Source organism: Sulfurimonas gotlandica GD1 (assembly GCF_000242915.1).
Classification (GTDB): domain Bacteria; phylum Campylobacterota; class Campylobacteria; order Campylobacterales; family Sulfurimonadaceae; genus Sulfurimonas; species Sulfurimonas gotlandica.
The window spans coordinates 664,976-690,599 of the sequence record NZ_AFRZ01000001.1 but is presented as its reverse complement, the minus strand read 5'-3'; the positions used below and the strand labels follow the sequence as shown (position 1 = coordinate 690,599).

Here is a 25,624-nt window from a genome sequence, read left to right as displayed (position 1 = left end):
ATAAAATGAATATTAAAACTAAATGATATAACATTTTAAGCTGCCTAAAACACCTTTAAGCTTAGGTTTTGCTTCTACCTGATACAATTCGCAACTTTAAAACCTAAACAAGGAAGCTAATTATGGCAAGAAAATGTGCTATTAGTGGCAAAGGCCCTATGAGCGGGAACAATGTTTCTCATGCAAAAAACAGAACAAAGCGTCGTTTTTTATTAAACCTAAGAACTGTGCGAATCACTTTAGAAGATGGTACTACGCAAAAGATTAAAATCTCTGCAAGAGAATTACGCACACTTAAGAAAAACTCGTAAAGAGAACAGGAAAAAATGTTGAATCTTTTACAAAGGATTCGCAAATTCCTGCACTGGGAGTCTGCTCCCAAACCTGACGCAAAACTTCTTCCTGAAGTTTACCCTCACCTAAAAGCATTTCGTTTACCCCTAATTTTAACAGTTATGACTATGTTAGTAGGAACTGTCGGATATGTACTTATCGACAATTTTACTCTAATGGATGCCGTATATCAAACTGGTATTACCTTTACTACAGTTGGATTTGGAGAAATAGCTCCAGTTTCTGATGCAGGAAGAATATTTACCATTACTCTTATTATTGCAGGTTTTGCAACTTTTACAAGTGCAATCGGTATTTTAATCGCAGAGTTAAATAGAGGTACGATTATCACGATTTTAAAGGAGCGAAGAATGTTGTATAAGATAGCAAGGTTAAAAAAACATTTTGTGGTCTGTTACCATAATGATTATACTCTTGAAGTAACAAAACAGCTGAGAAAAAATCATATTCCTTTTGTAGTAGTTGACCCAAGAGAAGAGATTCATGAGTGGGCTAGAGAGCATAATTATCAAACGTATTTAAAAGCTGAACCACACGCTGAACTTTCAATGTTAAAAGCTCACCTTGCATCTGCTAAAGGTCTTATAACACTATCTGCTTCTCTTGCTGATAATATTGCTATAATCGCATCTGTTAGGCTTTTTGAGAAGGAACACTTTTTACCAAGACCTTATTATGTTATTTCAACAGCTGAATCAATGAGTGATGTTGAAAAGCTTAAAAAACTTGGTGCGGACACTGTTGTTTCTCCGACTAAACTAACAGCCCAAAGAGTTAGCGCAATGGCAGCAAGACCAGATATGGAAAATCTTCTTGAAGAGTTTTTATATAAGAGTGATAATCCTTTGGATATGGAAGAAGTAGAAGTCCCAAAATATAGCTGGGCAGTACTTAAGAAATTAAAAGAGACGCATATGCGTCAAATAACCAACACTTCAGTAATTGGAATAACAAAAAAAGATGGCAAATTTATATCTATGCCAAAAGGTGATGTACTAATTACAAGTGAGTGTAAGCTGCTTATTATTGGTATGCAACGTGATATAAGAACAACAAAAGAGCTTTTAAGAAAAAGAACTAAGCCTAAGGAGCTGAGATTTGTATAAGATAGTTCAAACTACTGGTGGCGTATGCGCATCTGATGGTTTTTATGCTGATGGAATAAGTGCAGGACTGAAAAAAGATGGTGCCTTGGATATGGCATTTATCTACAGTGAGAATGAGTGTGAAGTAGCTTCAACCTTTACTACAAACAAGATGTATGCAGCTCCTATAAAGCACTTTAGAGCAAAGGGTGATTTTAAGACAAACTTCATTCTTATAAACTCAAAAAATGCAAATGCAATGACAGGTCAAGCTGGCTTTGAAGACATAGATGAAGTTTTAAGTAATTTAGAAAATGTCACAAACCCAATAATGAGCTCAACAGGCGTTATCGGTGTTAGACTTCCCAAAGAAAAAATTATAAACGGTCTCAAGAAGTTTGACACTACTAAAAAAGAGCCAGGCAACGCTTCAAAAGCTATTATGACGACAGATGCATTCTCAAAAGAGATAGCACTGAATGTTACGCTTGATGATGGCAGTAGCTTTAACATTGGTGCAATGGCTAAAGGTGCCGGTATGATAAATCCGGCTATGGCAACAATGCTGTGTTTTATAACTACGGATGCTGATGTCTCAAAGGCAGAGATGCAAGAGATATTAGATGAAGTTATTAAAACAACATTTAATGCTATTAGTGTTGATGGAGATACTTCCACAAACGATACTGTTTTACTTCTTAGTAATGCTAAAAGTGGAGCTTATGAAGCCGAAGCATTTAAAGAAGCACTATTTAAAGTGATGCACTTCTTAGCTTTAGAGATGGTTAGAGACGGTGAGGGTGCTACAAAACTTGTAACATACAAAATAACTGGCGCAAAAGATGACAGAGAAGCTGAGATAGTCGCAAAGAAATTATCTGATTCTCTGCTTGTTAAAACTGCTCTTTACGGTGAAGATCCTAACTGGGGAAGAATTGCTTCAACAGTAGGTGCAAGTGGGGTAGAAGCTTATGAAGAGAAGCTAAAAATCTCATTTGACAATCTTTGTGTTTATAATAGAGGTGAATTGCTTTTTGATGCTGAGATGGAGAAAAAATGTGCCGTTATTATGGGACATAAAAAGTTTACTATCTCTTGTGACTTAGGTGTAGGTGAAGGTAGTTTTAAAGCATACGGTTGTGACTTAGGTTATGAGTATGTTAAAATAAATGCGGACTACAGAACATAAAAGGCTATATAGCCTTTTATAAATTTAACTTAACTTCGGCAGATGCCACTCTCTTTTAAAAGCGATCAATCTTAAAATAACAGACAAAATGGCTACTACAGCAATACTTATCTCATTCAAACCATTAAACATCTCAAGTAATGCCAACAGCAGAGCAACTATTACAGCGATAGAACCATAGAAGTCACTTACCAGAACAGTTGGAACCTGATTTATCATTATGTCCCTTGTAACTCCACCACCAACAGCAGTAATAAAGCTCAATATTATAATGCCAAAAAAGTTATAATCTGCATGTATCGCCAAAATCGCTCCTGTAATACTAAAAGCAACAAGACCAATAGTATCACTTACTACAAATATCAATTTTCTCTCAATCGATGGTTTTTTGTATAGTTTAAAAATGTAAGCGATTAATATAGTAGCTATTAAGGTTAAAGCAGGATAGAGAGAGGTGAATGCAAAAGGCGCTGAACTAAGAATAGCATCTCTGATAACTCCACCGCCAAGAGCAGTAAGTGCCGATGCTATTAAGATACCGAGAATATCAAGATCATTTTTTATAGCTATTAAAAATCCACTGATGCTAAAAGCTATAATGCCAATAATATCTGCGTATATGAAAAAATCTGGCATCTATGTAACTTAGTCCTGGTATTCGTTTTTAAACGCTACATATCTTGAAGCAGATGCATAAAGTTCTTTTACTTCTTCATCATTTAGCTCTCTAACAACTTTGGCTGGACTCCCCATGATTAACGAACGTGGAGGAAAAACTTTGTTTTTTGTAACTAAAGCACTAGCTCCTACAATGCTCTCTTTGCCGATTACCGCACCATCCAATATTGTAGCGCTCATTCCGATTAGGCAAGCATCTTCTATTGTGCATCCATGAAGCATAACGCGGTGACCAATAGTTACATCATTTCCTATAATAGTAGGATTACCGTCACTCTTGTCAGCTTTTTTATAGTGAGTTACATGAACCATACTAAGATCTTGGATGCTGACTCTGTCACCTATTTTAATGTAGTGAACATCGCCTCTGACTACACTTCCAAACCAGATAGAGCAGTCACTTCCGCATGTAACATCACCAATTACATCAGCAGATGGTGCTATCCATGTTTTCTCACCTATTATTGGTTCTATATTTTTAAACTTATATGTCATATTAGCTCTCCAGAAAAAGACGAGAAGTGATTTGCGCTACACTTCTTTGAGTCTCTTTTTTACTTGCTTTTGAGATTTTGTTTACAAACTCTTCTAGAAGTTTATGATTATTTACACTTTTATCTTCTTCTATTTGTTTGACTTTTATGTATGAACCGTCACTTTGAAGCTCATATGCCAGTACGTTGTCAGAACACTGAAGTTTTAAAATCTGAATAATCTTATTTTGTGACTCTTCATCTTTGATAGCAGTTAAAAGTTCAATTCTTCTAACCAAATTTCTTGGCATCCAGTCAGCAGAAGATATATAAACCTGAGCAGCATCATTTTTGAAGTAGAATACTCTTGGATGCTCTAGATATTTACCTAAAATTGAGATAACTCTGATGTTATCACTCACGCCTTCGATGCCTGTTTTAAGACAACAGATGCCGCGAACAATAAGGTCGATTTTTACACCTGCCTGGCTGGCTTTATACAGTGCGCGAATTACATCTTCGTCAACCAAAGAGTTTACTTTTGCAATAATTTGTCCATCGCTACCTTTTCTTGTCTCATTATGAATTAAAGAAAGAACTTTAGGTTTGATTTGAGCTGGTGACATATAAAGCTCATCAAGTTTGCCTTTTTTACTAAAACCAGTTAAGAAGTGAAAAAATTTTGTTAAATCATTAGTTATTTCATCTTTAGAAGTAAGATAACTAATATCCGTATAAATTTTTGCAGTTGCTTGATTGTAATTCCCTGTACCCAAGTGTGCGTACTGTTTTAGCTTTCCATTTTTTCTTCTTGTTACTAAAGAGGCTTTCGCATGAACTTTAAATCCACGTATGCCGTAGATAACATGAGCTCCTGCTTTTTCAAGTGCTTTTGCCCAGATAAGATTGTTCTCTTCATCAAATCTTGCTTTTAGCTCAACCATAACTGTTACTTGCTTCCCGCTCTCTGCAGCAGCCATAAGTGCTTGAACTATAGGTGAGTTTGTTCCTGAACGATATAGAGTCATCTTTATAGAAACAACATCTTTATCTTTTGAAGCAGTTTGAATCAGTCTTACAACTGGATCAAAACTTTCATAAGGATGGTACATTAGAACATCTTGCTTCTCTAGAGTGGTGAAAATATTTTCGCTATTGTCAAACGGAGGTAAACTCTGAGGTTTAAAAGGAGCAGCTAATAGATGTGCAAAATTCTTATTTCCAACAATTTGCCATAAGCTAGATAGATTTAAAAATGTGTGAAATTTATAAATATCATCTTTGTAAACATTTGTATGACGATTGAAAAAATTAATAATTTCTTCATCAGTATCACTACCGATCTCCAGTCTTACCATCTCACCTTTACGACGTGATTTTAATCCTTCTTCAAGAATTTCCATAAAATCATCAGCTTCTTCCTCCTCTATCTCCATATCCGCATTTCTTGTAACTCTAAATGATGCATATTTAATAAGAGTATAGCCAGGGAAAAGATCTTCAACGTGTTGTGCAACAAGTGATTCAACAGGAACATAAGTAGCATTGTCAAGTTCGATAAATCTGCTAACAACCCTTGGAACTCTAATGAGTCCGAATCTTTCTATTGACTCATCATCTGTATCACTCAACTTTACAATTAGTCCAAAGCTAAGGTTATTCAGGTGTGGAAACGGATGTGTAGCATCTATAGCAATTGGTATAATTACTGGATATATATTTTCACTAAAATATCTATTGAGAGTGTTTTTTTGATGCTGGTTGACTTCATCGTATGATTTTACATAAATACCTTCAAGTTCAAGCTTTTTAAATATTCCACTCATACAATGCTCTATCACTTGTTGCTCTTGGTGAAGATATTTTCTTATCTCCCTAAGTTGCTGCATCGGTGTTAATTTGTCAGCGCCTGATACTATGATACCAGCTGCAAAAAGTTTTTTAAGCCCTGCAATCCTAATCATATAAAATTCATCTAGGTTTGTTCCATAAATAGCAAAAAATTTAAGACGTTCTAGTAGTGGAAGTGATTCATCTTGAGCTTGTTTTAAAACTCTTGTATTGAATTGTAACCATGAAATTTCACGGTTGTTATATAGGTCTGGATTTTTAAGATTTAACATGTAGTAGCCTGAAAAATATTTTTTATTATTATAGCTAAATGTTATTATCTAACTATGCCGGTACCCTTGTAATTTGCCGAATGGTATATTGTTGTAGCATTTTTACGCGCATAATATCTCATGAGTAATTTTTGAATAGTAGGCTCTATAGATGGAGCAAACCAAGCATTGTTACTTATAGCAATAACATAACTTACATCACCCTCATATATTTCTTGGCATGTAGCTTCATAGCAGATGGCATTTCTAAATTTTACACCTTTAATTATAAAATCTGTTGGCTTCTCAGCAGTTACAAAATCAGCTTGCCCAGCAAAAAACATATCATTGATTATGTTTTGTGCAAATTTTGGAAGAGGTACATACTCTCCAAAAGGAACTAAAACGAGCTTTTTAGCCATTTCATATTTACCATTTTGAAACATATATGTAACGTTGTAATTATTACCTTTATCTCTATAGAGAGAACCTGCAACTATGGTAATATCTTGAGAATATTTAAGGAGTCTATCAATGATTTTTTGATTTTCATTCATGTAAAGTGGAAATACTGACTCTGGAAAAACAATAACTTCATAATCTTCATCTATCGCATTTTGTATCTCTTTTAAAATCATAAAGATAGTAGGTTTAAGAGAAGCTCTCGCCCATTTTTTGTCTTGTGCTATATCGGTAGGAACAAGTTTGATTTTTAGTGGAGCTTCTTTTTCTATACTAGGGCTAAAATTTAATGCGAGGAGGAGCAGGAGTATAGAAGCATCTTTGTATTTAAATTTTAAATAATTAGGAAGTGTAAGAGCTGCCAAAACGAAGAATAGTTGGTATTTAAACAGACCAATATAACTATCTACAAATAATAGTTCAATTTGCAGCCAGTTCCAATCAAAGGGTTCAAAAAAACTAAGAGAAAATAGTAAAAGAGCTCTGACATATACTTTGTTGCTTAGTGCTAAAACACCAAAAAACAACATATAAATAATGGCAAATGATAGAGTAATAAAAGGAGTTAAATATCCAACACCATTATATTTAAAACTATAACCAATCCAGTAAAACCATAAGAGTCCAATAAAGAAACCAGCCACCAATATAGCTCTTTTAGGAATGTATAATAGTAATCCTAAGGCAGCAACACCAAAGATAGTGTTGAAGAGTTTTAGAGTGATTCCCCAGTGTTCTAAATATATAAATGCGCTAAAGAGGAGTGCAGTTACGAGACCAATGAGTAAATCAAATAATAATGGTTTATTGTTTTTAAACGTTTCAATATTTTTTAGCATGTAGAATTATACACATATTCAGTCACTTATTAATATTCTTTTTGTATAATCGCCACAATTTAATTAAAGGAAACCCATACCTATGGAAATTATCAGTCAATTACTACCGTTTATATTTTTAATCGCAATCATGTATTTCGTGATTATCCGCCCACAACAAAAAGAGGCTAAAGCAAGAAAAGAGATGATCGAAGCTCTAGCTAAAGGTGACAAAGTTGTTACTAATGGTGGCTTTATTGTAGTTATTCACAAAGTTGAAGAGAAGTTTTTAAGTGTAAAAATGAATGATGATGTAATTACTAAAATTGCAAAAGACGCTATTGCAAGAAAGTATGAGGATGAAGCTTAATTATCGCATAGTTATCTTCGCACTATCAATAGTTTTTGGTCTGTTCTTCTCCGCACCATCACTACTACAGTTGCAAGATGGAAAAAAAGTTACTTTAGGACTTGACCTTCAGGGTGGTTTACACATGCTTCTTGGTGTAAAAACTGAAGAAGCCACAAAGTCTCGTATAAAATCAATTGCTGCTAGTGTAAAACATTTTAGTGATAGAAAAGATATCTTGGTCGATGCACTCAAGTTTGATGAATCATCAATATCTTTTTCACTTCTTGACGCTGATGATACAAAGGCGATGAAAGAGTTTTTAAGTGAGATAGATGGTGTAAACCTGTCTGTTAATGCTGAGAACTTTTCACTTAGCTTAACACCTGCAGAGATAATAAAAACAGAAAAGTTAGCAATTGACCAAGCTATTGAGACTATTAGAAATAGACTTGACCAATTTGGATTAGCTGAGCCTGTTGTAGCTCGTCAAGGTGAAGAGAAGATTCTTGTTCAGTTAGCTGGAATCAAGACTCAAGAAGAAGAGCAACGTGCAAGAGAGCTTATTTCTCGTGCAGCTAAACTTGAGCTTATGGCAGTTGATGAAGATAGAGATGCTCGTGTTAACAGCATGAGTGACTCTGATGCTAGCGCTTATGGTGACGTGATTTTAGAAGATGTTAAAGATTCTCGCCGTAAATACTTAGTTCGTGAGATTCCTATTCTTGATGGCGGGATGCTAACAGATGCTTCAATGGGATTTGATCAAAATAACAGACCTTTGATTAACTTCAAGTTAAATGCGGAGGGTGCAGAAATATTTGGTGACTTCACTGGCAAAAGTGTTGGTAAAAGACTTGCTGTTGTTTTAGATGGAAAAGTTTATTCTGCTCCAAATATCAATGAGCGTATCGGTGGAGGTGCTGGTCAGATTTCTGGAAACTATACTGTTATGGAAGCAAAAGATTTAGCTATCGCTCTTCGTTCAGGTGCACTTTTAGCTCCTATTTACCTCATGGAAAAACGTTCAGTTGGACCAAGTCTTGGGGCTGATAGTATTAAAGCTAGTATGATTGCACTTATTGGCGGTTTTATTTTAGTAATTATCTTTATGGTTGTTTACTACCGTATGGCTGGTGTTATTGCAAATATTGCGTTGATTGCCAACTTATTTATCATTTTAGCTGTTATGAGTCTTTTTGGTGCGACCCTAACACTTCCTGGTATGGCAGGTATAGTTCTGACAGTCGGTATGGCTGTAGATGCCAATGTTATTATCTCAGAGAGAATACGAGAGCTGATTTATGAAGGTAAATCTATGCACAAAGCCATAGAAGATGGTTATTCAAATGCTATGAGAGCTATCTTAGATGCAAACATTACAACACTTATTGCAGCAGTTGTTCTATATGCTTATGGAACAGGTGCTATCAAAGGGTTTGCCGTTACAATCAGTATTGGTATTTTAGCATCTATGTTAACTGCTATCTTAGGTACACACGGTATTTATGAAATGTTAGAGAGCAGAATACAAAAAAGTAAAAACAACCGTTTCTGGTTTGGGATTAAGGGTTAATTATGGAATTTTTTAAATACACAAAAACCTTTAATTTTATGGGCAAGTCTAAGCTTGCAATGATTTTATCTGTAGTCTTAGTTTTAGCTTCCTATGCACTTTTAGCAACAAAAGGTCTAAACTATGGTGTTGACTTTGCAGGTGGAACAATAGTTCAAGTTAAGTATGACACTACTGCTCCAATAGATGCGATGCGTGAGAAACTAAAAGGTAATGAGCTTTTTAATAATGCTTCTATAACAGAGTTTGGTGCAGTTGATGAAGTAGTTATTCGTATGAAAAGTACAACAGGTGATGTTACTGTAGATGTAGGTGATGTTACTCGTGAGGCATTAAAAGGCACAGGTAATTACGAAATACGTCGTGTTGATATCGTTGGACCTACAGTAGGTGCAGAGCTCAAAGAGAAGGGAATAATGTCTCTACTCTTAGCGATGATCGGGATTTTAATCTATGTTGCATTTAGATTTGAATGGCGTTTTGCTGTTGCATCTATTGTTGCACTTATTCATGATATCTCTATCGCTCTTGGTGCTATTACACTTGTTGGCTTAGATGTAAATCTGGATGTACTAGCCGCACTACTTACCATACTTGGTTACTCGCTAAATGACACTATCATAGTATTTGACCGTATTCGTGAGGGTGTGACTTCGTCTAAAAATACAGATTTGACTGAGATTATCAATGAGTCAATTACAAGAACACTAGCAAGAACAACCCTTACATCTCTAACGACTTTCTTCGTTGTATTTACGTTATTTATGTTCGGTGGTGAGATTATCCATGCCTTTGCATTTACACTTTTAGTTGGTGTTGTAGTTGGTACATACTCATCTATCTTTGTTGCTTCACCAATTCTTTTATGGTTTGGCTTTGATGTTAAAGGTTACCATGTTAAATTGGCAGCCAAGTCACAAAGAGAAGCAGAAAAACAAAGAATGCGTGACCAGTACGAATCTGGGATTATGTAAAAACTTTTTAATACTCTTTCTTACCCATACTTTGGTGTGGGTAAGCTCTACTCAAATACTCTCATATATTGATACTTAAAGTATGCACTAAGTCTAAGCCTTATATAAAGACAAAAAGATTAGACTTAGTGAATAATAAATTTCTTAGTTAAATATATATACTATACGAAGGATTATGATGAGAACTAGTATTTTAAGGGTAAGTGTTTTAGTTGTTGTATTGGTCTTTATGATTGGATGCGAACAACCTAGACCTAAGCCAAAAAAAAATTATACTTCACCAGATATTAAGTTATTATATAAATATGTGAATTCGCCTAGAGCAAAAATATTTCACAAGTTAGTAGAACAATATGCTGATGGAACAATAAGCACTTTACCATTTGTGATAGTTGATCCAAAAAAAGATGCAGTAGCTAAAAGAATTGCTGATGAAGAATTTTTAATTACAAAAAATGAATTTAACAAAATCTCATCAATTTCTAAGCCAGAGAAGATACGAGGAATTAAAGATGCTAAAAAAGGGCACTATTCTTTGAAAAGATCAATTGTCTTAAAAGAAAAAAGCAATAACAACCCTTTCCAAGTTTATTTAAATAGTACTAATCCAATGGATCTTTCTTTTGCAGAATTAAAAGAAGGGACAAATATGGCAGTCTACTATACTCCAAATGATGGGGAATCATTAAATGAATTATATAAATCCATTGTTAAAGATTTTGATTCCTTATTTGTAATTAATGAAGGTTGGGGAAAGCCATTTGCAAATACTCAGTATACAGGAGTTAGTGATATGTACACTTATATGTGGAAAACTAATAAATCTGATTGGTATAATAGTTTAGGGATATGGGTATATATTAGAGAGTCATATATTTTAGTGACAGTTGTAAAGATAATTCATGAAAGGTAAGCTGTATATTGTAAATATTTTATTTTTTATATATGTTTTAACATCTAGCGTAATGGCATTTGGACTAGAATCTTCTTTAGATATCAAAAAAAAAGCCAATTATTCAAAAGCATATTTAGAGATAGAACAAGTTGTTATTGACATATTGCATACTGATAAAAAAACATCAAAAGAAGCTAATACTAAAATTGAAATACTCTTTAATAAAGGTACTGACCTATGGAATGTTTTTGTTAATGGAGGTGCACGCTTATATGCTGATGTATTTATTTACAAGCAATTATCAGATGTAACCGTAAATTATTATGTTCAAACAAAGCAAGTTTATAAATCAATAGAAATTTATAAAAAATTAATTTTAGAGTCTCAAAAATATGATTTTATGGAAATAGAATTAGATACATCCTTTAAACTTATTGATATTTATCTTGACTTAGGATTAGTTGACTTAGCTAATATTACATTAGCAAATATAGAAAAAATAATGAATGAATACTTTATTGTGGACATAGATAATATTCAAAAGAATGATATTTATAGTTTATTAGTATTTTATGAATATCAAAAATATAATTTAAAATTATCTCTTCTAGATTTCAATATAAATGATGAAAATATACAAGCAATAAATTTTGATTTTTTAATGAAGTATTATGGGTACAAATATATTACACCATTTTCAAATATAGTAGGAAGAAGGGCTGCCGAGGGCTATTTTGAATTATATAATCAAAATAATATATCTGGTGAAAATTATTATACAAATAGTCAAACATTATTTGTATATGCAAAATATTTTGCTATTACAAATGATAAGAAAAGAGCAAATATAGCTTTTCTTGAATTACAAAATACTCTTCAAAGTAATGCTTTAGGTTCAACAGATCCTTCATCAAAAAAGAATAGTATTTATATTAAAGAATTACGCGAAAATTTTGATTTTGCATTAGGTAATACTTCTAATGTTGTTCTCCAACGCATCCCTCTAAAATTCAATTACCTAAGTTCTCTATACTCAGCAGATATAAATTATCATTCAGGAGAGATAGACAAAGCTACAGAACAAATGGTTGAAGCAGAGAGTAGATTTAAACTTTTAGTAGAACACTATAAAAAATTACCCTCAGAGTATCAATACCTAGACGGAGTTATAAAAACTAAAAGAGAACTGCTAACTCTAAAAGCAATTATCTTAGAAAAAGAGTCTAATTATACTCAAGCTTGTGATGTTTATGATGAACTCATTATCTCAAATGAAAAGATAAGAGCATCTCTGCCAATAAATCTAAGAAAAAGCTACTTCAGAGGCTACGCAAAAGATGCTTACTTAGGATTAATTCGCTCAAGAGCAAAAATATATGAAAAAGAAAAAACTAAAAAATCATTTGATAATTTTTTGGTTGCTTTAAATCTTTTAAGTTCTCGTCAACTAAAAGACTTAAAAGCAACTGCAGATATAAAAGAGCAAAATCTTCAAGAACTTCAATCATCTATGAGTAAAGAAGATTTACTCTACATCATATTTGACGTTGGGACAGATATTCTCATAGCAGGAATATCAAAAGATGAAATTTTTGCTTCTGTTATACCAAAGAGTAAAGAGTTAGATAAAAAATTATATGCTATAAAAAATGATTTAGTAGAAAAACAAATTTACAATAAAGTAGAGCTTTTAAATATAGCAAGAGAGTACATAAACCCAATAGCAAAGTTTAAAGGTATTAAAAATATTCATCTACTGAGTGATGGAGTTCTTTCTATTCTGCCGCTAGATATTTATCCATTGGATGAGCTGATGTTATTTGAAAATTATAGTGTTGATTATTTAACAACTCTGAATATTTCTCAAATAGATAATAAAAAATCTAAAGAGTTAAAACTACTCGCTGTGGCTGATCCTATGTATGATGAACGTGGAGTAGATAAACTTTCTGATATAACTTTTTCAAAAAAGCGCTCGGCAGACATATCTGGCTATTTTCAAAAACTTCCTGAAACAAGAAGAGAAGTTGAAACTATATCAAAGAATATGAATTCATCTAAACTACTTTTAGGCACAGATGCAAAAGAGAGTATCATAAAGTCAATACCTCTTGAAGATTATGATTACATACATTTTGCTACACATGGAATATTAGGTGGTGAAATACCAGATATGAATGAACCAGCTTTAGTCTTAGCAAAAGAAGAGAAAGAAGATTCACTGCTTAGTGCAACTGAAATTTCAAAACTAAAACTCAATGCTAAACTTGTTGTTTTGTCAGCTTGTAACTCAGGAAGTGGTGAATACTTTAGAGGGGAGGGAGCTACTGGAATAGCTAGAGCTTTTAAAGTAGCAGGAAGTAAAGAGATAATAGCTTCTTTATGGCCTGTTGATTCACTCGCTACAGAGCAATTGATGAAATTATTTTATGAAAATATTGCTAAAGGAAATTCAAATTCAAAATCTTTATATTTTGCAAAAAAGAAACTACTCACAAACAGTATAGCTGGTGAAAATACTCAAAGAGGTTTACAAAAAAAGAGTAATGAGACAAAAGTATTTGAGGCTTACTCAAACCCATACTTTTGGTCTGCATTTATTCTAATAAAATAGATTATATTAGTTCTATTTCTTTTTATAGTTTTAACATTACAAATGATATAGTATAGGATATGAAGGAGGATGTTATGAGCAATATTACAATCTTAATCCTTGTCCTGTTTTTAGGTCTATGGATTTACTCTATCGGTTCTATACTAACTAATGAATTCAACGATAAAAAAGCAAAAGTTTTTTGGGTTATTGGTATTATTTTTGTTCCCGTATTAGCGTTTTTCTACATATTTATGAAGAAAAATCTACTTGCAAAAAGCTAATAAAATGCTCTTTTATCCATTCAGTCACTCCTTAAGATATTTTTTGTATAATCACTGCAATTAATTAATAAGGTAGTGCTATGGATTGGGGTAAAGTAATATACGTATTTTTCTCGTTGATGAGTTTAACATCAATAGCGGGTTTTTTATATGAACATAGTGCGGTTGCACTTTTTGTTGCGGCTAGTTTAAATCTTGTTTCTACAGTTTTGAAAATTGGAGTAAGGAACTTACTCTCTGCTGAGCTTTTAGCTTCCTCTTTGGTGGCTGATTTACACCTTATTCCAGCGTTTATTTATTTAGAAGTTGTTGGAAATTTAGAGTGGGCTATTGCCTTAACTATCGGTGCACTTATCGCTAACATGTTCTCTGTAGGACTTGTTTACATTGAGAGCTCAAAAACACACGACGATTACTAGGACGTTTCATTGGAATACAACTCGACTACTATAGAAAAAAAATGGCAAGACTATTGGGCTCAAAACGGAAGTTTTGAGCCTAGTGAAGATTTTAAAAAAGAAAAAAAATATATTTTAAGTATGTTTCCATTTCCAAGTGGAAGACTACATATGGGCCACGTTAGAAACTACTCTATCAGTGACGCTTTTGCACGTTACTACCGTCAGCAAAACTTCAACGTTCTTCATCCTATCGGATTTGACAGTTTTGGTATGCCGGCTGAAAATGCGGCTATCAAAAATGGTTCACACCCTAAGGGCTGGACTTATGACAATATAGACTACATGAAAAAAGAGTTTGTATCTTTAGGTTTTTCTTTCTCAAAAGAGCGTGAACTTGCAACCAGCGATGAGTTGTACACTAAATTTGAGCAGGGCTTTATTATCGATATGTATGAAAAAGGCCTTCTCTATCGTGAAAAAGGTCTCCTTAACTGGTGTCCACATGATCAAACTGTTCTAGCAAATGAGCAGGTTGTTGATGGATGCTGTTGGAGATGTGATACTCCAATCGTTAAAAAAGATATGAATCAGTACTACTTTAAAATTACTCAGTATGCTGATGAGCTTTTAGATGATTTAAAGAAAATTGAGGGTGGCTGGCCTAAACAAGTTCTTACTATGCAGGAAAACTGGATAGGTAAGTCAAATGGTTTAGAGTTTGACCTGTTCTTTGACGCGACATCTAAAGAAAAACTAAACAACACTTTCGAATCATTTGATGTTTTTACTACTCGTCCTGATACTATCTATGGTGTTTCTTACACTGCACTAGCTCCTGAGCACGCAATAGTTACCTATATGATTGACAATAAGCTTTTAAGTGATGCAGTTATTGCAAATATAACGAAGATGAAAAATACATCTTCAATAGACAGACAAAAAGAGAAAGCCGGAATCTCTCTTGGACTTGATGTTATACATCCACTAACTGGTAAAAAAGTACCGGTTTGGATAGCTAACTTTGTTCTTATGGATTATGGCAGTGGAGCTGTTATGGCAGTTCCTGCTCATGATGACAGAGATTTTGACTTTGCTAAAAAATATGATCTGCCTATCAATGCAGTGATTAAACCTTACGAGGGTGAACTTAGCTCTGAGTGTGCTTTCACTGAAGTTGGAGAACTGTTTAACTCTGGAGAATTTGACGGGCTTAACTCTAAAAAATCTCAGTACAACATAATTAAGTACTTTGAAGAAAACAAGTTAGGTCAAAAAACTACAAACTATAAACTAAAAGACTGGGGTGTTTCACGTCAGAGATATTGGGGTGCTCCGATTCCTTTTATACACTGTGAAGATTGTGGTTTGGTTATGGAGAAAAAAGAGAATCTTCCTATTGCTCTTCCTGCAGATGTTGAGATTACTGGTGAGGGTAACCCACTTGACAATCATCCGACTTGGAAGCACTGTAAATGTAGTGAATGTGGCAAAGATGCTCTTCGTGAGACAGATACTATGGATACTTTTGTTGAGTCTTCTTGGTATTTTTTACGTTTTTGTGCATCTCCGCAGAATTGGGAAAAAGAAGCGTTTTCGCCACAGCAGTTAAAATACTGGATGGGTGTTGATCACTACATCGGCGGTATAGAACACGCTATTTTACACCTTTTATATGCAAGGTTCTTTACAAAAGTATTCCGTGATTTAGGTTACTTAGATTTTGATGAGCCCTTTGATAAACTTCTTACTCAAGGCATGGTTCTTAAAGACGGAGCTAAGATGAGTAAGTCTAAGGGTAATACAGTTGACCCAGATGCTATTATTGAAAAATATGGCGCAGATACGGCTAGACTATTTATCCTTTTTGCAGCTCCTCCGACTCAAGAGTTAGAGTGGAACGATAATGCAGTTGAGGGTGCTTACAAGTTTATAAAAAGATTTTTTGACAGAAGTTCAAATATCGTAAAAACTGACACTAAACCTATTATTGATCATGCAACCCTATCTAAAGATGAGAAGTATGCAAGAAAGAAAGTTTATGAAGCCTTAGTTCGTGCAAATGATGTGTACAATGAAAAGTATACATTTAACACTCTCATAGCAGGTACTATGGAAGCTATGAATGCTCTGAATGCACAGAGTAACTCTGATGTATGGAGTGAAGGTTATTGGATATTAAGTTCTATAATGGAGCCTGTAATTCCTCATATTTGTTGGGATATAAGCAGTGAGTATTTTTCACTTAATAACTTAAATCCGCAAGCAGTTATAGATGAAGTCTTTGTAGAAGACTCTATTACGCTAGGTGTATCTATCAACGGTAAAAGAAGAACTGAAATAGAAGTAGCAGTAGATGCTTCAAATGAAGATATTATAGCCAGTGCAAAAGAAGCAGCTTCTAAGTGGTTAGAGGGAATGAGCATCGTTAAAGAGATAGTTGTTCCTAAAAAACTAGTTAACATAGTTGTTAAAGGCTAATCTTGAAACTAATATTATCACTTCTTATTGTTTTAGGTTTTGCATCTTGTGGGTATAAACCAAGTTCAAAGTTCTCTAGAGAAGTGATGGGTGATAAAATTAGTACAAGCATAATTATCTCAGCACAAGACCCTGAAAATACGGTAATTATTAAAGATGCAGTTGATGAAGCTATTATAGAAGTTTTTCACGCATCTCTGCGTGATAGAGCCAGTTCTGATACTCATCTGGATTTGAGTATAGCAAATCCGTCTTATACACCTATTGTCTATGATAATGATGGTTTTGTAATTGGCTATAGAATGAGTGTAAGTTTGAGTATAATTAGACATCACAGCGGTGTTTCTAAGGGTTACTCAGTTACAGGAACATATGACTTTACAGTAGCACCAAATGCTGTTGTAACTGATCAAGAGAGATTTGATGCTATACGCTTTAGTGCGGCAAAGGCGATTAGGTCGTTTGTTGCAAAAGTTTCTGCTGAGGGCGCAAGGGCTAAAAAAAAGAAGGAGTAAGTTTTGACAATACAAAGTATTATTAAAAAAGCTGTAAAAAGACTTGAACTAGAAGGTAAACTTTTAACGCCAGATTTTTATGCTGAGGCCTTTTGTAAAGAAGCACAAAAAGCAGGTATGCAGTCAGAAGATTGTAACCATGTAGATAAATTCACAAAAACTCTTAACAAAGATTTTCAAAAAGAATTAGCTCAGTATAGAATCAAAACTATTGGTGAGTTATCCCGTTTTTTAATCTCAAAACTCAATAGAACAAAACCTACTATATGTTCAGAACTTTTAGAAGCGCAGAGCGCTTTCACAAAAAGAATTTTACAAGTTGTAGAAGTTCTGCATAATGCCGAAGCCACAGAGCTTGCAAAGCAAAGTATAAAACTACTAAGCTCAAATCCAAATACAACAGATTTAGAACAATTTAGACAATATTGGATTAACTTTATAACAACATATGATGATACATTTTTAAATAAATTAGGCTCTCTAGGAAGTGTGGACAGTAATAATTTAAGAAAGACTGTAGAGAGTTTAAATACTTCTATTGGTAAATCAAAATCGATAACTGGAGAAGAAGAACTTAGAAGAATTGCCACTCTTTTAGTCTCATCTTTTGTTCCATCTATCGCTTCTAGCGTGAATGAAAAAATAGCAAATTTGAGCGATAAGATAAAATCAAATCCTTCTCTTTTGGATAGTGTAAGTATAGAGAGTGAGATAAGAGCTGTTATTTTACTGAGAATTGCACTTGATAAAGAGAGTGTAAAAGAGATGGTTGAGTCTCTTGATGGAGTTCTTGATAAATTATCTTTAAGACTTATTGAGATGATAGAACGTTCTGATGATTCAACTGTAGAAATTCAACAAATAAAAATAGAGCTTGAGTCATATAATGAACATACAATTAGCAACTTTGCTTTAGCGCATAAAAAACTTTTCATTATTGCAACAGCACTAGAAGAAAACACTCAACTACTTAGTAGAGATTTAAAAAATCATAGTACTGAGGTAACAGCACTAAGTAAAAAAGTTCGTAAACTAGAACGTGAGCTAGAAGATGCTAAAAATGCGTCAAAAGAGGACTTCTTAACTAAACTTTATAATAGACGTGCATTAGATGACTTCATGGGTGTAAAAGAGGCTGAGTTTGAGAGATATGGGCATAACTTTAGTGTTGTGATGTTTGATCTTGACCACTTCAAATCTGTTAATGATAACTTTGGCCATGAAGCTGGAGATGCTGTTCTTGGTGCTTTTGCAAAAATACTAAAAAAAGAAGCAAGAAGTGTTGACGTAGTCGGAAGATTTGGCGGTGAAGAATTTATGGCGCTTTTAAGTGAAACAGATACTGAAGGTGGCGCTATATTTGCGGAGAAGGTAAGAAAGCATGTTGAAAAGGCCCGCTTTATGTACAAAGGGGAGAGAATAGAAGTAACCGTAAGCTGTGGTATAAGTGAGAGAAAAAAACACACTTCTCTATCTAATGTTATAAACTCTGCTGATGAGTATTTGTATAAAGCTAAAAAAGATGGTCGTAACCAAGTGGCATACAAGAAATAGCTGTGTTGCAAGATTTTTTATCAGCTAAACCACTCTATTACAATGAGATTGACTATTCTAGGATGCCACGCATATACGATAAAATAAAATCTCATCTTCCTAATCCAAAAATCATTCATCTTATTGGTACAAATGGAAAAGGAACAACAGGTCGCTTTTTGGCTTCGGCTTTGCACTCGTTAGGGTTTGATACAGGGCACTATACATCTCCTCATATTTTAAAATTTAATGAGAGAGTCTGGAAGAATGGACAAAATATTGATGATAATAGTTTAGAAGAAGCTCATAAAGAACTGCAAGATATTTTATCTCAAGATGATTCTAATGCTCTTAGTTATTTTGAATATACAACACTATTATCCCTGTTGGTTTATAAAGAGTGTGAGTATGTAGTTATGGAAGCAGGTTTAGGCGGAGAGCATGATGCTACTGCAGTCTTTGATAAGGTACTTACTCTTGTTACTCCAATTGCATTTGATCATGAAGCTTTTTTGGGTAACTCGATAGAATCAATTGCAACAACAAAACTCAACGCGATTCAAAAAAATGCTATTTTAGCGATTCAAAAAGAAAGTGAAGTTTATAGTGTAGCAGAGAAGTTATCTAAAGAAAAGTCCTTAGATATAAAGAGATATTCACAAATGCTAGACGAAAGTGATAAAAAAAAGATAGAAAGTATCACAAAAAAACTAAAACTTGAAGAGTATTTAGTACAAAATCTTTCACTTAGTATATCTGCTTTAAAATTTTTAAATATAGAGTACTGTGATGATAATTTCACAGATGCAAGACTTTTTGGAAGGCTAACTCACATAAGTGAAAATGTGATTGTTGATGTTGGCCACAATCCCCTTGCTGCCGAAGCTATAAGAGATTCTCTTATGCCTAATAAATATGTTTTAGTCTATAATACTTACAAAGATAAGGATTATAAAAAGATCCTTGAAATATTAAAACCAATCGTAAAACGTGTAGAAATTATTGCAATAAATGATGAAAGAGCAGAATCAAATAGTCGGCTTAAAAGAACTTTAAATGATTTAGCGATAAAATGTAGCACGTTTAAAAGTGTTACTCCAAACATTAAGTATCTTGTCTTTGGATCTTTTAGTGTTGTGGAAGCTTTTATAAAAAGGCAAAATAGGGTGGATGTTTAAAATATGAATGATCATTTTACCATTACCATCAATGATGATCATGGAGTAAGGCAGTTTAATCTTCACCAAATCGTTAAAAAAGGGATTTGGTATGCAGCACTATTTTTAGGTTTTGTTACTTTAATAGCAGTAGGAACTATCTTGTATCTTAACTATTCAGTTGATCAGATAGAGATTAAACGTGAAAACACACAGATTGCATATGACTCCATAAAGAAAAAAAATGCCGAACTTGACCAAAGTATGAGAGACACACAGATGGCTCTAATGGCTAAGAAGAAAGAACTTAATGAAGTCTCTGATTCCCTCTCAGAAATAGAAACATTAATTGGTATATCCCCTGTAGAGGATATGTCTTTGCAAGATAGAGTTAGTATAACAAAAGTAAATTCCGAACATATGGCAACACTGTTACAATTTATTCCAAGTGGATCTCCTATTGAGTATAAAGGAGTTACAAGTAATTTTGGTTACAGAATACATCCAACTTTAGATAGAAAAGAGTTCCATCGCGGACTTGATATGAAAGCACCAATGAAAACACCTGTTTATGCTACAGCAGATGGAATCGTTGAATATGCAGGCATTCATAAAAGCAGTGGATTCGGTAAACTTGTAATACTTCAACATAACTACGGATTTAGATCATATTTTGGTCATTTAAACAGTATTGTGATAAAATCGGGTAAGTTTGTAAAGAAGGGTGCTTTAATTGCTTATACAGGCAACTCAGGTATGAGTAGCGGACCGCATCTACACTACGAACTTAGATTTATTCAACGTGCAGTAAATCCCTTTTATTTTGTAAAATGGAATGTACAAAACTACAAAGACATATTTGAAAAGGAAAAACAAATACCATGGCAATCTTTAATAACGGCGACAGCACACATCAAGGTACCAAACCCGACACAAACACTACCATCATCACAACTGGCTCTACGATCAAAGGTGAAATGAATCTCTCATGTAATTTATATGTAGACGGTGAATTTGAAGGTGTAATAAACTCTAAAAAAGAGGTGAACATTGGTAAAAATGGACACATTAAAGGTGATGTCACTACTCAAAGACTTGTAGTACAAGGCTATATAGAAGGTACTATAAATGCTCAAAGAGTTGAGATAAAAGCAGCTGGGCGTGTAAGTGGAACAATAGAATCTAGTGAGCTTGTTATTGAAGCTAAAGGTATTTTTGAAGGTAATAGTGTTGTAAAAGATGTATCACCTGTTCCAACTCCTGAAACACTGCAGATAAAAAAAGTATAAAGTAAAAGATTCTCTCTTTTACTTTATAATCCTTTTTAGCCTCTCTTAGATAAAATTCCAATAATACAACTTCATTAGGAAAACAATGTCACAAAGTGCACTATTTCAATATTTTAAAACCGAGCCAAATCAAGATTTGGAAATCCTGATATGTGAAGACTCAAAAGAAGCTACAGAGCTAGAGAGTGTTGCAAAGTTTTTTAACAAAGAAGTAGTTGTATTCCCAGACTTTAGAGCAAGTTTTGGAGATGATTTGCGTGTTTATACAGAAGAGTTGCATCAGCTATTTTGGGCACTTAAATCATATTACGCACAAAAAAAGAAGCCTCTTGTTATATCTCCTTTAAAAACACTACTTTTTCATCTGCCCCAAGCTTCTCTATTGGAATCAAAAACAATTGAATTTGGTTCAAATATTGATTTAAATGCTTTTAAAGAAGAGATGTTATTTTGGGGATATAACTTTGTGGATATGGTTCAGGTTGAAGGTGAGATATCTTTTCGTGGAGATATTATAGATATCTATGCTCCTGCATCTAAGATGCCTATTCGTGTCTCTTTGTTTGATAATGAAATTGAGCAGATAAAATATTTTGAACTAGAATCTCAACGAACACAAAAAGAGGAGTTGGATAAGTTTGACATTACTCCAGCATTTTACTCTTTAGATGAAGAGAGTTTTAATAAACTTAGTGAAAAAACAAGCAATAGTGAGTTTAACTCTTTAGTTAAGGATGTAGCATCTCTTGGATTTTGGTATCTTGAAGAGAAGGCTTCAAACTTTTTAGAAGGTAAAAAAACAAAGCTTGCAAGATCTTTAGATACTCTGCTTGTAGATGCTTATGCTCTAAATAACCCTCAACTCTCAAGAGAAAATTTTAACTTAGACATAATGCCAAGTTCTGATGATTTTAGGGAGTTGATAGTCTCAGACTTGCATGCTCTTTTAAAAGTTCATAAAGATAAAAAAGTAACCATTATTGCTGCAAATGAAGCACTGATGAAGCAGGTTGGGCTTTTTAATCTTACAAATATAAACGAAGTTTACGCTCCATATATTTTAAATATAATCACTAAAGATGAGTTAATCATCTCTTTAAACAAGCCAGATAAGAAGAGACGAAGAAGAAAAAGTTCTATTATGCTTGATGATTTAAAAGCAGGTGACTATGTTGTTCATGAGGATTATGGTGTAGGTATATTTGAGAAGATTGAGCAGACAGAGATACTTGGTGGAATAAAAGATTTTATAGTTATCAAGTATGTTGGTGATGATAAAATCCTTTTACCTGTTGAAAACCTAGACTTTATAGATAGGTACATAGCATCTGGAGGTTCTACTCCGATGCTAGACCGTCTTGGTAAGGGAAGCTTTGGTAAGTTAAAAGAAAAGGTTAAAAAACGCCTTATGGAGATAGCAGGTCAGATTGTAAATACTGCTGCAGCTCGTGAACTTATAAAAGCGCCAAAAATTACTATTGCTAAAAAAGAACTTCAAGAATTCCAAAAAGAATCTGGCTTTGATTACACCGATGATCAAACACAATCAGTAGATGAGATAATTACTCAGATGCAATCAGGTCACATTATGGACAGACTGCTTAGTGGTGATGTTGGTTTTGGAAAAACTGAAGTTGCCATGAACACTATCTTTGCAGCATACAAATCAGGTTTTCAATCAGCTTTGATCGTTCCAACTACTCTTCTATCAGCTCAACACTACCGTTCACTTACAGAGCGTTTTGAAGGTATGGGAATCAGATACGCGAAACTAGACAGGTTTGTAAGTTCTAAAGATAGAACCAACATCATTAAAGGCTTAGCATCTGGAGAGATAGATGCTGTAGTCGGTACTCATTCTTTGTTTGGTTTGTCATTTAAAAACTTAGGTGTTGTTATCATAGATGAAGAGCATAAGTTTGGAGTGAAGCAAAAAGAGCAGATCAAAGAGCTTTACCATAATGTGCATCTGCTCTCAATGAGTGCTACACCAATTCCTCGTTCTCTTAACCAAGCATTGAGCTCTATAAAGACAATGAGCCAACTTCTAACTCCACCTAGTGAGAGACAGGGTGTTAGAACGTTTGTAAAAGAGTATAGTGAAAAACTTATCAAAGAAGTTATTTTAAGGGAACTTCGTCGCGGCGGGCAAGTTTTTTATGTGCATAACTCAATTGATCATATGCCAATAAAACTAGGTGAGTTAAAAGCGATACTTCCAGACCTTCGTGTTGTAATGCTTCACTCAAAAATCTCAGCAGTTGAGACTGAAAAAGAGTTGTTAAAGTTTGAAGCTAGAGAGTATGATCTGATGATAGCGACTTCAATTATTGAGTCAGGTATACATATGCCAAATGTAAATACGATGATAGTAGATGGTGCAGACAGATTCGGTATAGCAGATTTGCATCAGCTTCGTGGTCGTGTAGGACGTGGTCATACAGAAGGTTTTGCTTACTTCATAGTTAAAGACAAAGAGAACCTTACCGATGAGGCAAAAAAGCGTCTTTTAGCTTTAGAGTCTAACTCATTTTTAGGAAGCGGTTCAGTTCTAGCTTACCATGATTTAGAAATACGCGGTGGTGGAAATCTAGTCGGAGATGCACAGAGCGGACATATAAAAAATATAGGTTACTCTCTATACCTTAGAATGCTCGAAGACGCTATTAAACTACTTAGTAATACTATGGAGAGCGAGAGAGCTAAAGTAGATATAAAACTTACTATTTCTGCTTTCATATCTGATGAGGTTGTTAAAGAAGACAGACTTCGTCTGGATATCTATAGAAGACTCTCCCAGTGTGAAGAGCCTATAGAGATTTATGAGATAGAAGAAGAGATAATTGATAGATTTGGAGAGCTTGACAACCCAACAAAACAGTTCTTTGAACTAATGGTAATAAAGCTTCTTAGTTTAGAGAAAAAGATAAGAAGTATTATGAACTATGGACAAAATATTACTATTACGTATCAAAACGACTCAAAAGAGAGTATAAAATCAGACTCTAAAGATGATGATGACATTATAAAAGCAGTACTTTTTTATCTTAGAAATAATAAACCAAAGGTACTTTAATGAGAGTAGTATTTATAGGCGATATTGTAGGCAAACCAGGTAGAGAGATGCTAAAAACTCATCTTAAACAAATAAGAGATGAATACAAAGTTGATTTTGTTATAGCTAACTATGAAAATGCGTCGCATGGTTTTGGGGTAACAGTTCTAAATGCAAATGAGCTACTCTCTTATGGCATAGACTGTATGACAGGTGGAAATCATACCTGGGATAAAAAAGATGTGGTAGCACTCTTTGATACTCATGAAATACTTCGCCCGCATAACTACCCAGAAGAAGTAAAGGGAACTGGATGCAAGGTCTATGAAGTTGCCGGTGAAAAACTAGGCGTTTTAAATCTTATGGGACACTACTCTATGCCTATGGTCGATAATGCATTTAGAAAAGCAAAAGAGACGGTAGCAGATTTAAAAGTGCAGGGTGTGGAAAATATATTTATAGATTTTCATGCAGAAGCTACAAGTGAAAAACGAGGTATGATGATGTTGCTTAAAGGTGAGGTAAACGGAATTATCGGTACTCACACTCACGTCTCTACTGATGACTTTCAAATATCTGAGGGAACCGTATATCTTAGTGACATCGGTCTGACTGGATGTAGAGACAATGTTATAGGAATGGATTCTAAAGTTCCTCTAAAGCAGTTTCTTACTGGGATGAAAGGACACTTTGATATACCAAAGAAGTGTAAAAAAATACTTCAGCTAGCTGTAATGGATTTTAGTAAAGGTAAGTGTTCTAATGCTTTTAAATTAAAATATTTTTGTGATGGAAGAATTTTAAAAACTGAGGCTTGGATAGAAGAAGACTAGGCTGTTATCTGGTAGTATTTGTCATTTGCTAGATAAGTATTTACCATGATATGGCGCATATTTTGTTCTTGTGCTTTTTGAAGATCAGAAGGTAATTTTTGATCAACCTGAGGTGTTTGACTCTGAGTTGCTTTTGGCTCTAAAAAGAGTGAAAACATCGTAGAATTGTCCGCATAAGCGTTTTTGGCATTTTTCTTAGAGTTTATTTTTGCGTATTTTTCTGTATCTTTACTTTGAAACTCTTCTTGCATTTTTTGTTTATTACTAAATGCTTTATAATTTGAGATGTAAGTAATTGGTAGATTTTGAGTGTTTTTTGACTCTAAAACACTGTCCAGTTGCAGTTTAGATTCAAAAGAACCATCAGAAGGCTTCGCTCTGTCCACTCTTTGGTTTGCAGTTCTATCGGAGCTGTTTGTACTGACGTAAGTATTATATGATGATACAAACATAACATTCTCCTATATAACTATCTTACCATATTATAAATCAATTAAGCTTATTAGTTTCTTTTATATTAACTTTATATCA

General features: G+C 33.9%; 23 protein-coding genes. 18 read left to right on the top strand and 5 right to left on the bottom strand.

The annotated features are described in order from the left end of the window. Positions 1–122: 122 nt before the first annotated feature. The 3 genes from rpmB to argJ are packed head-to-tail and all read left to right on the top strand — an operon-like array spanning position 123 to position 2,628. Positions 123–311, top strand: coding sequence for a 50S ribosomal protein L28 (gene rpmB / locus SMGD1_RS03240; RefSeq protein ID WP_008338092.1), 189 nt, complete (start codon positions 123–125; stop codon positions 309–311). Between the two features lie 18 nt (positions 312–329). Next, on the top strand, positions 330–1,460 hold the full coding sequence (locus SMGD1_RS03235) for a potassium channel family protein (protein WP_171801000.1): 1,131 nt from the start codon (positions 330–332) through the stop codon (positions 1,458–1,460). Beyond that, the gene (gene argJ, locus SMGD1_RS03230; protein WP_008338138.1) at positions 1,453–2,628 is read left to right on the top strand and encodes a bifunctional glutamate N-acetyltransferase/amino-acid acetyltransferase ArgJ; all 1,176 of its coding nucleotides are present in this window, start codon (positions 1,453–1,455) and stop codon (positions 2,626–2,628) included. Before SMGD1_RS03235 ends, argJ begins: the two co-directional genes overlap by 8 nt. 24 nt (positions 2,629–2,652) lie before the next feature. Here the strand turns inward: argJ and SMGD1_RS03225 are convergent, their stop codons facing one another. Genes SMGD1_RS03225 through SMGD1_RS03210 form a run of 4 tightly spaced genes read right to left on the bottom strand, consistent with a single transcriptional unit; the run spans position 2,653 to position 7,182 of the window. Then, positions 2,653–3,264 (bottom strand): trimeric intracellular cation channel family protein, encoded by a 612-nt coding sequence (locus tag SMGD1_RS03225; RefSeq protein WP_008337786.1) that lies wholly within the window; start codon positions 3,262–3,264, stop codon positions 2,653–2,655. A gap of 9 nt (positions 3,265–3,273) precedes the next feature. Next, entirely contained in the window at positions 3,274–3,801 is a 528-nt protein-coding gene (locus SMGD1_RS03220) for a gamma carbonic anhydrase family protein (RefSeq protein ID WP_008337756.1), read from the bottom strand. A 1-nt stretch (position 3,802) separates the two neighbouring features. Beyond that, the gene (locus SMGD1_RS03215) at positions 3,803–5,902 is read right to left on the bottom strand and encodes an RNA degradosome polyphosphate kinase (protein ID WP_008338120.1); all 2,100 of its coding nucleotides are present in this window, start codon (positions 5,900–5,902) and stop codon (positions 3,803–3,805) included. 44 nt (positions 5,903–5,946) lie between these two features. After that, a complete protein-coding gene (locus SMGD1_RS03210; RefSeq protein ID WP_008337688.1) occupies positions 5,947–7,182 on the bottom strand; it encodes an apolipoprotein N-acyltransferase in 1,236 nt (411 codons plus the stop codon). An 82-nt stretch (positions 7,183–7,264) separates the two neighbouring features. Here SMGD1_RS03210 and yajC point away from each other — a divergent pair, with 82 nt between their 5' ends. From yajC to SMGD1_RS03135, 15 genes are all read left to right on the top strand, one after another. After that, positions 7,265–7,531: a preprotein translocase subunit YajC gene (gene yajC / locus SMGD1_RS03205; RefSeq protein ID WP_008337797.1), complete on the top strand. Its 267-nt coding sequence runs from the start codon at positions 7,265–7,267 to the stop codon at positions 7,529–7,531. Continuing rightward, positions 7,521–9,086 (top strand): protein translocase subunit SecD, encoded by a 1,566-nt coding sequence (gene secD, locus SMGD1_RS03200; RefSeq protein ID WP_008340619.1) that lies wholly within the window; start codon positions 7,521–7,523, stop codon positions 9,084–9,086. The genes yajC and secD overlap by 11 nt, the downstream gene beginning before the upstream one ends. A 2-nt stretch (positions 9,087–9,088) precedes the next feature. Next, positions 9,089–10,060, top strand: a complete 972-nt coding sequence (gene secF / locus SMGD1_RS03195; RefSeq protein WP_008337751.1) for a protein translocase subunit SecF — start codon at positions 9,089–9,091, stop codon at positions 10,058–10,060. Positions 10,061–10,238: 178 nt separating this feature from the next. Further along, positions 10,239–10,973 (top strand): hypothetical protein, encoded by a 735-nt coding sequence (locus SMGD1_RS03190; RefSeq protein WP_008337902.1) that lies wholly within the window; start codon positions 10,239–10,241, stop codon positions 10,971–10,973. After that, entirely contained in the window at positions 10,963–13,569 is a 2,607-nt protein-coding gene (locus SMGD1_RS03185; RefSeq protein ID WP_008337788.1) for a CHAT domain-containing protein, read from the top strand. Before SMGD1_RS03190 ends, SMGD1_RS03185 begins: the two co-directional genes overlap by 11 nt. Positions 13,570–13,643: 74 nt before the next feature. Continuing rightward, a complete protein-coding gene (locus tag SMGD1_RS03180) occupies positions 13,644–13,832 on the top strand; it encodes a PLDc N-terminal domain-containing protein (RefSeq protein WP_008338016.1) in 189 nt (62 codons plus the stop codon). An 80-nt stretch (positions 13,833–13,912) separates the two neighbouring features. Next, the gene (locus SMGD1_RS03175; RefSeq protein WP_008338018.1) at positions 13,913–14,251 is read left to right on the top strand and encodes a DUF6394 family protein; all 339 of its coding nucleotides are present in this window, start codon (positions 13,913–13,915) and stop codon (positions 14,249–14,251) included. Positions 14,252–14,260: 9 nt separating this feature from the next. Then, positions 14,261–16,711, top strand: a complete 2,451-nt coding sequence (gene leuS, locus SMGD1_RS03170; protein ID WP_008338137.1) for a leucine--tRNA ligase — start codon at positions 14,261–14,263, stop codon at positions 16,709–16,711. Between the two features lie 2 nt (positions 16,712–16,713). Beyond that, positions 16,714–17,226, top strand: coding sequence for an LPS assembly lipoprotein LptE (gene lptE, locus SMGD1_RS03165; protein WP_008337735.1), 513 nt, complete (start codon positions 16,714–16,716; stop codon positions 17,224–17,226). Between the two features lie 3 nt (positions 17,227–17,229). Beyond that, positions 17,230–18,780 (top strand): GGDEF domain-containing protein, encoded by a 1,551-nt coding sequence (locus SMGD1_RS03160; protein ID WP_008337638.1) that lies wholly within the window; start codon positions 17,230–17,232, stop codon positions 18,778–18,780. A 2-nt stretch (positions 18,781–18,782) separates the two neighbouring features. Continuing rightward, positions 18,783–19,937: a bifunctional folylpolyglutamate synthase/dihydrofolate synthase gene (locus SMGD1_RS03155; RefSeq protein WP_241761436.1), complete on the top strand. Its 1,155-nt coding sequence runs from the start codon at positions 18,783–18,785 to the stop codon at positions 19,935–19,937. A 3-nt stretch (positions 19,938–19,940) separates the two neighbouring features. Further along, positions 19,941–20,897 (top strand): M23 family metallopeptidase, encoded by a 957-nt coding sequence (locus SMGD1_RS03150; protein ID WP_008337743.1) that lies wholly within the window; start codon positions 19,941–19,943, stop codon positions 20,895–20,897. After that, the gene (locus SMGD1_RS03145) at positions 20,894–21,205 is read left to right on the top strand and encodes a bactofilin family protein (protein WP_008337741.1); all 312 of its coding nucleotides are present in this window, start codon (positions 20,894–20,896) and stop codon (positions 21,203–21,205) included. The genes SMGD1_RS03150 and SMGD1_RS03145 overlap by 4 nt, the downstream gene beginning before the upstream one ends. Before the next feature lie 85 nt (positions 21,206–21,290). Further along, entirely contained in the window at positions 21,291–24,281 is a 2,991-nt protein-coding gene (mfd, locus tag SMGD1_RS03140; protein WP_008338042.1) for a transcription-repair coupling factor, read from the top strand. Beyond that, positions 24,281–25,093 carry a TIGR00282 family metallophosphoesterase gene (locus SMGD1_RS03135; protein WP_008337745.1) on the top strand — a complete coding sequence of 271 codons (813 nt, stop codon included), beginning with the start codon at positions 24,281–24,283 and terminating at the stop codon, positions 25,091–25,093. Before mfd ends, SMGD1_RS03135 begins: the two co-directional genes overlap by 1 nt. On the opposite strand, the gene SMGD1_RS03130 is transcribed toward SMGD1_RS03135, so the two are convergent. Continuing rightward, complete coding sequence (locus SMGD1_RS03130) at positions 25,090–25,545, bottom strand: hypothetical protein (protein ID WP_008337893.1); 456 nt, start codon at positions 25,543–25,545, stop codon at positions 25,090–25,092. The two genes, SMGD1_RS03135 and SMGD1_RS03130, sit on opposite strands and share 4 nt — an antisense overlap. Positions 25,546–25,624 lie beyond the last annotated feature (79 nt).

Coding starts and splice junctions, on each gene's coding strand:
- rpmB (WP_008338092.1), top strand. CDS start 123: ATGGCAAGAAAATGTGCTATTAGTGGCAAAGGCCCTATGAGCGGGAAC.
- SMGD1_RS03190 (WP_008337902.1), top strand. CDS start 10,239: ATGAGAACTAGTATTTTAAGGGTAAGTGTTTTAGTTGTTGTATTGGTC.
- SMGD1_RS03220 (WP_008337756.1), bottom strand. CDS start 3,801: ATGACATATAAGTTTAAAAATATAGAACCAATAATAGGTGAGAAAACA.
- secD (WP_008340619.1), top strand. CDS start 7,521: ATGAAGCTTAATTATCGCATAGTTATCTTCGCACTATCAATAGTTTTT.
- SMGD1_RS03135 (WP_008337745.1), top strand. CDS start 24,281: ATGAGAGTAGTATTTATAGGCGATATTGTAGGCAAACCAGGTAGAGAG.
- SMGD1_RS03150 (WP_008337743.1), top strand. CDS start 19,941: ATGAATGATCATTTTACCATTACCATCAATGATGATCATGGAGTAAGG.
- SMGD1_RS03130 (WP_008337893.1), bottom strand. CDS start 25,545: ATGTTTGTATCATCATATAATACTTACGTCAGTACAAACAGCTCCGAT.
- SMGD1_RS03225 (WP_008337786.1), bottom strand. CDS start 3,264: ATGCCAGATTTTTTCATATACGCAGATATTATTGGCATTATAGCTTTT.
- yajC (WP_008337797.1), top strand. CDS start 7,265: ATGGAAATTATCAGTCAATTACTACCGTTTATATTTTTAATCGCAATC.
- SMGD1_RS03215 (WP_008338120.1), bottom strand. CDS start 5,902: ATGTTAAATCTTAAAAATCCAGACCTATATAACAACCGTGAAATTTCA.
- SMGD1_RS03180 (WP_008338016.1), top strand. CDS start 13,644: ATGAGCAATATTACAATCTTAATCCTTGTCCTGTTTTTAGGTCTATGG.
- SMGD1_RS03185 (WP_008337788.1), top strand. CDS start 10,963: ATGAAAGGTAAGCTGTATATTGTAAATATTTTATTTTTTATATATGTT.
- secF (WP_008337751.1), top strand. CDS start 9,089: ATGGAATTTTTTAAATACACAAAAACCTTTAATTTTATGGGCAAGTCT.
- SMGD1_RS03210 (WP_008337688.1), bottom strand. CDS start 7,182: ATGCTAAAAAATATTGAAACGTTTAAAAACAATAAACCATTATTATTT.
- SMGD1_RS03145 (WP_008337741.1), top strand. CDS start 20,894: ATGAATCTCTCATGTAATTTATATGTAGACGGTGAATTTGAAGGTGTA.
- SMGD1_RS03175 (WP_008338018.1), top strand. CDS start 13,913: ATGGATTGGGGTAAAGTAATATACGTATTTTTCTCGTTGATGAGTTTA.
- mfd (WP_008338042.1), top strand. CDS start 21,291: ATGTCACAAAGTGCACTATTTCAATATTTTAAAACCGAGCCAAATCAA.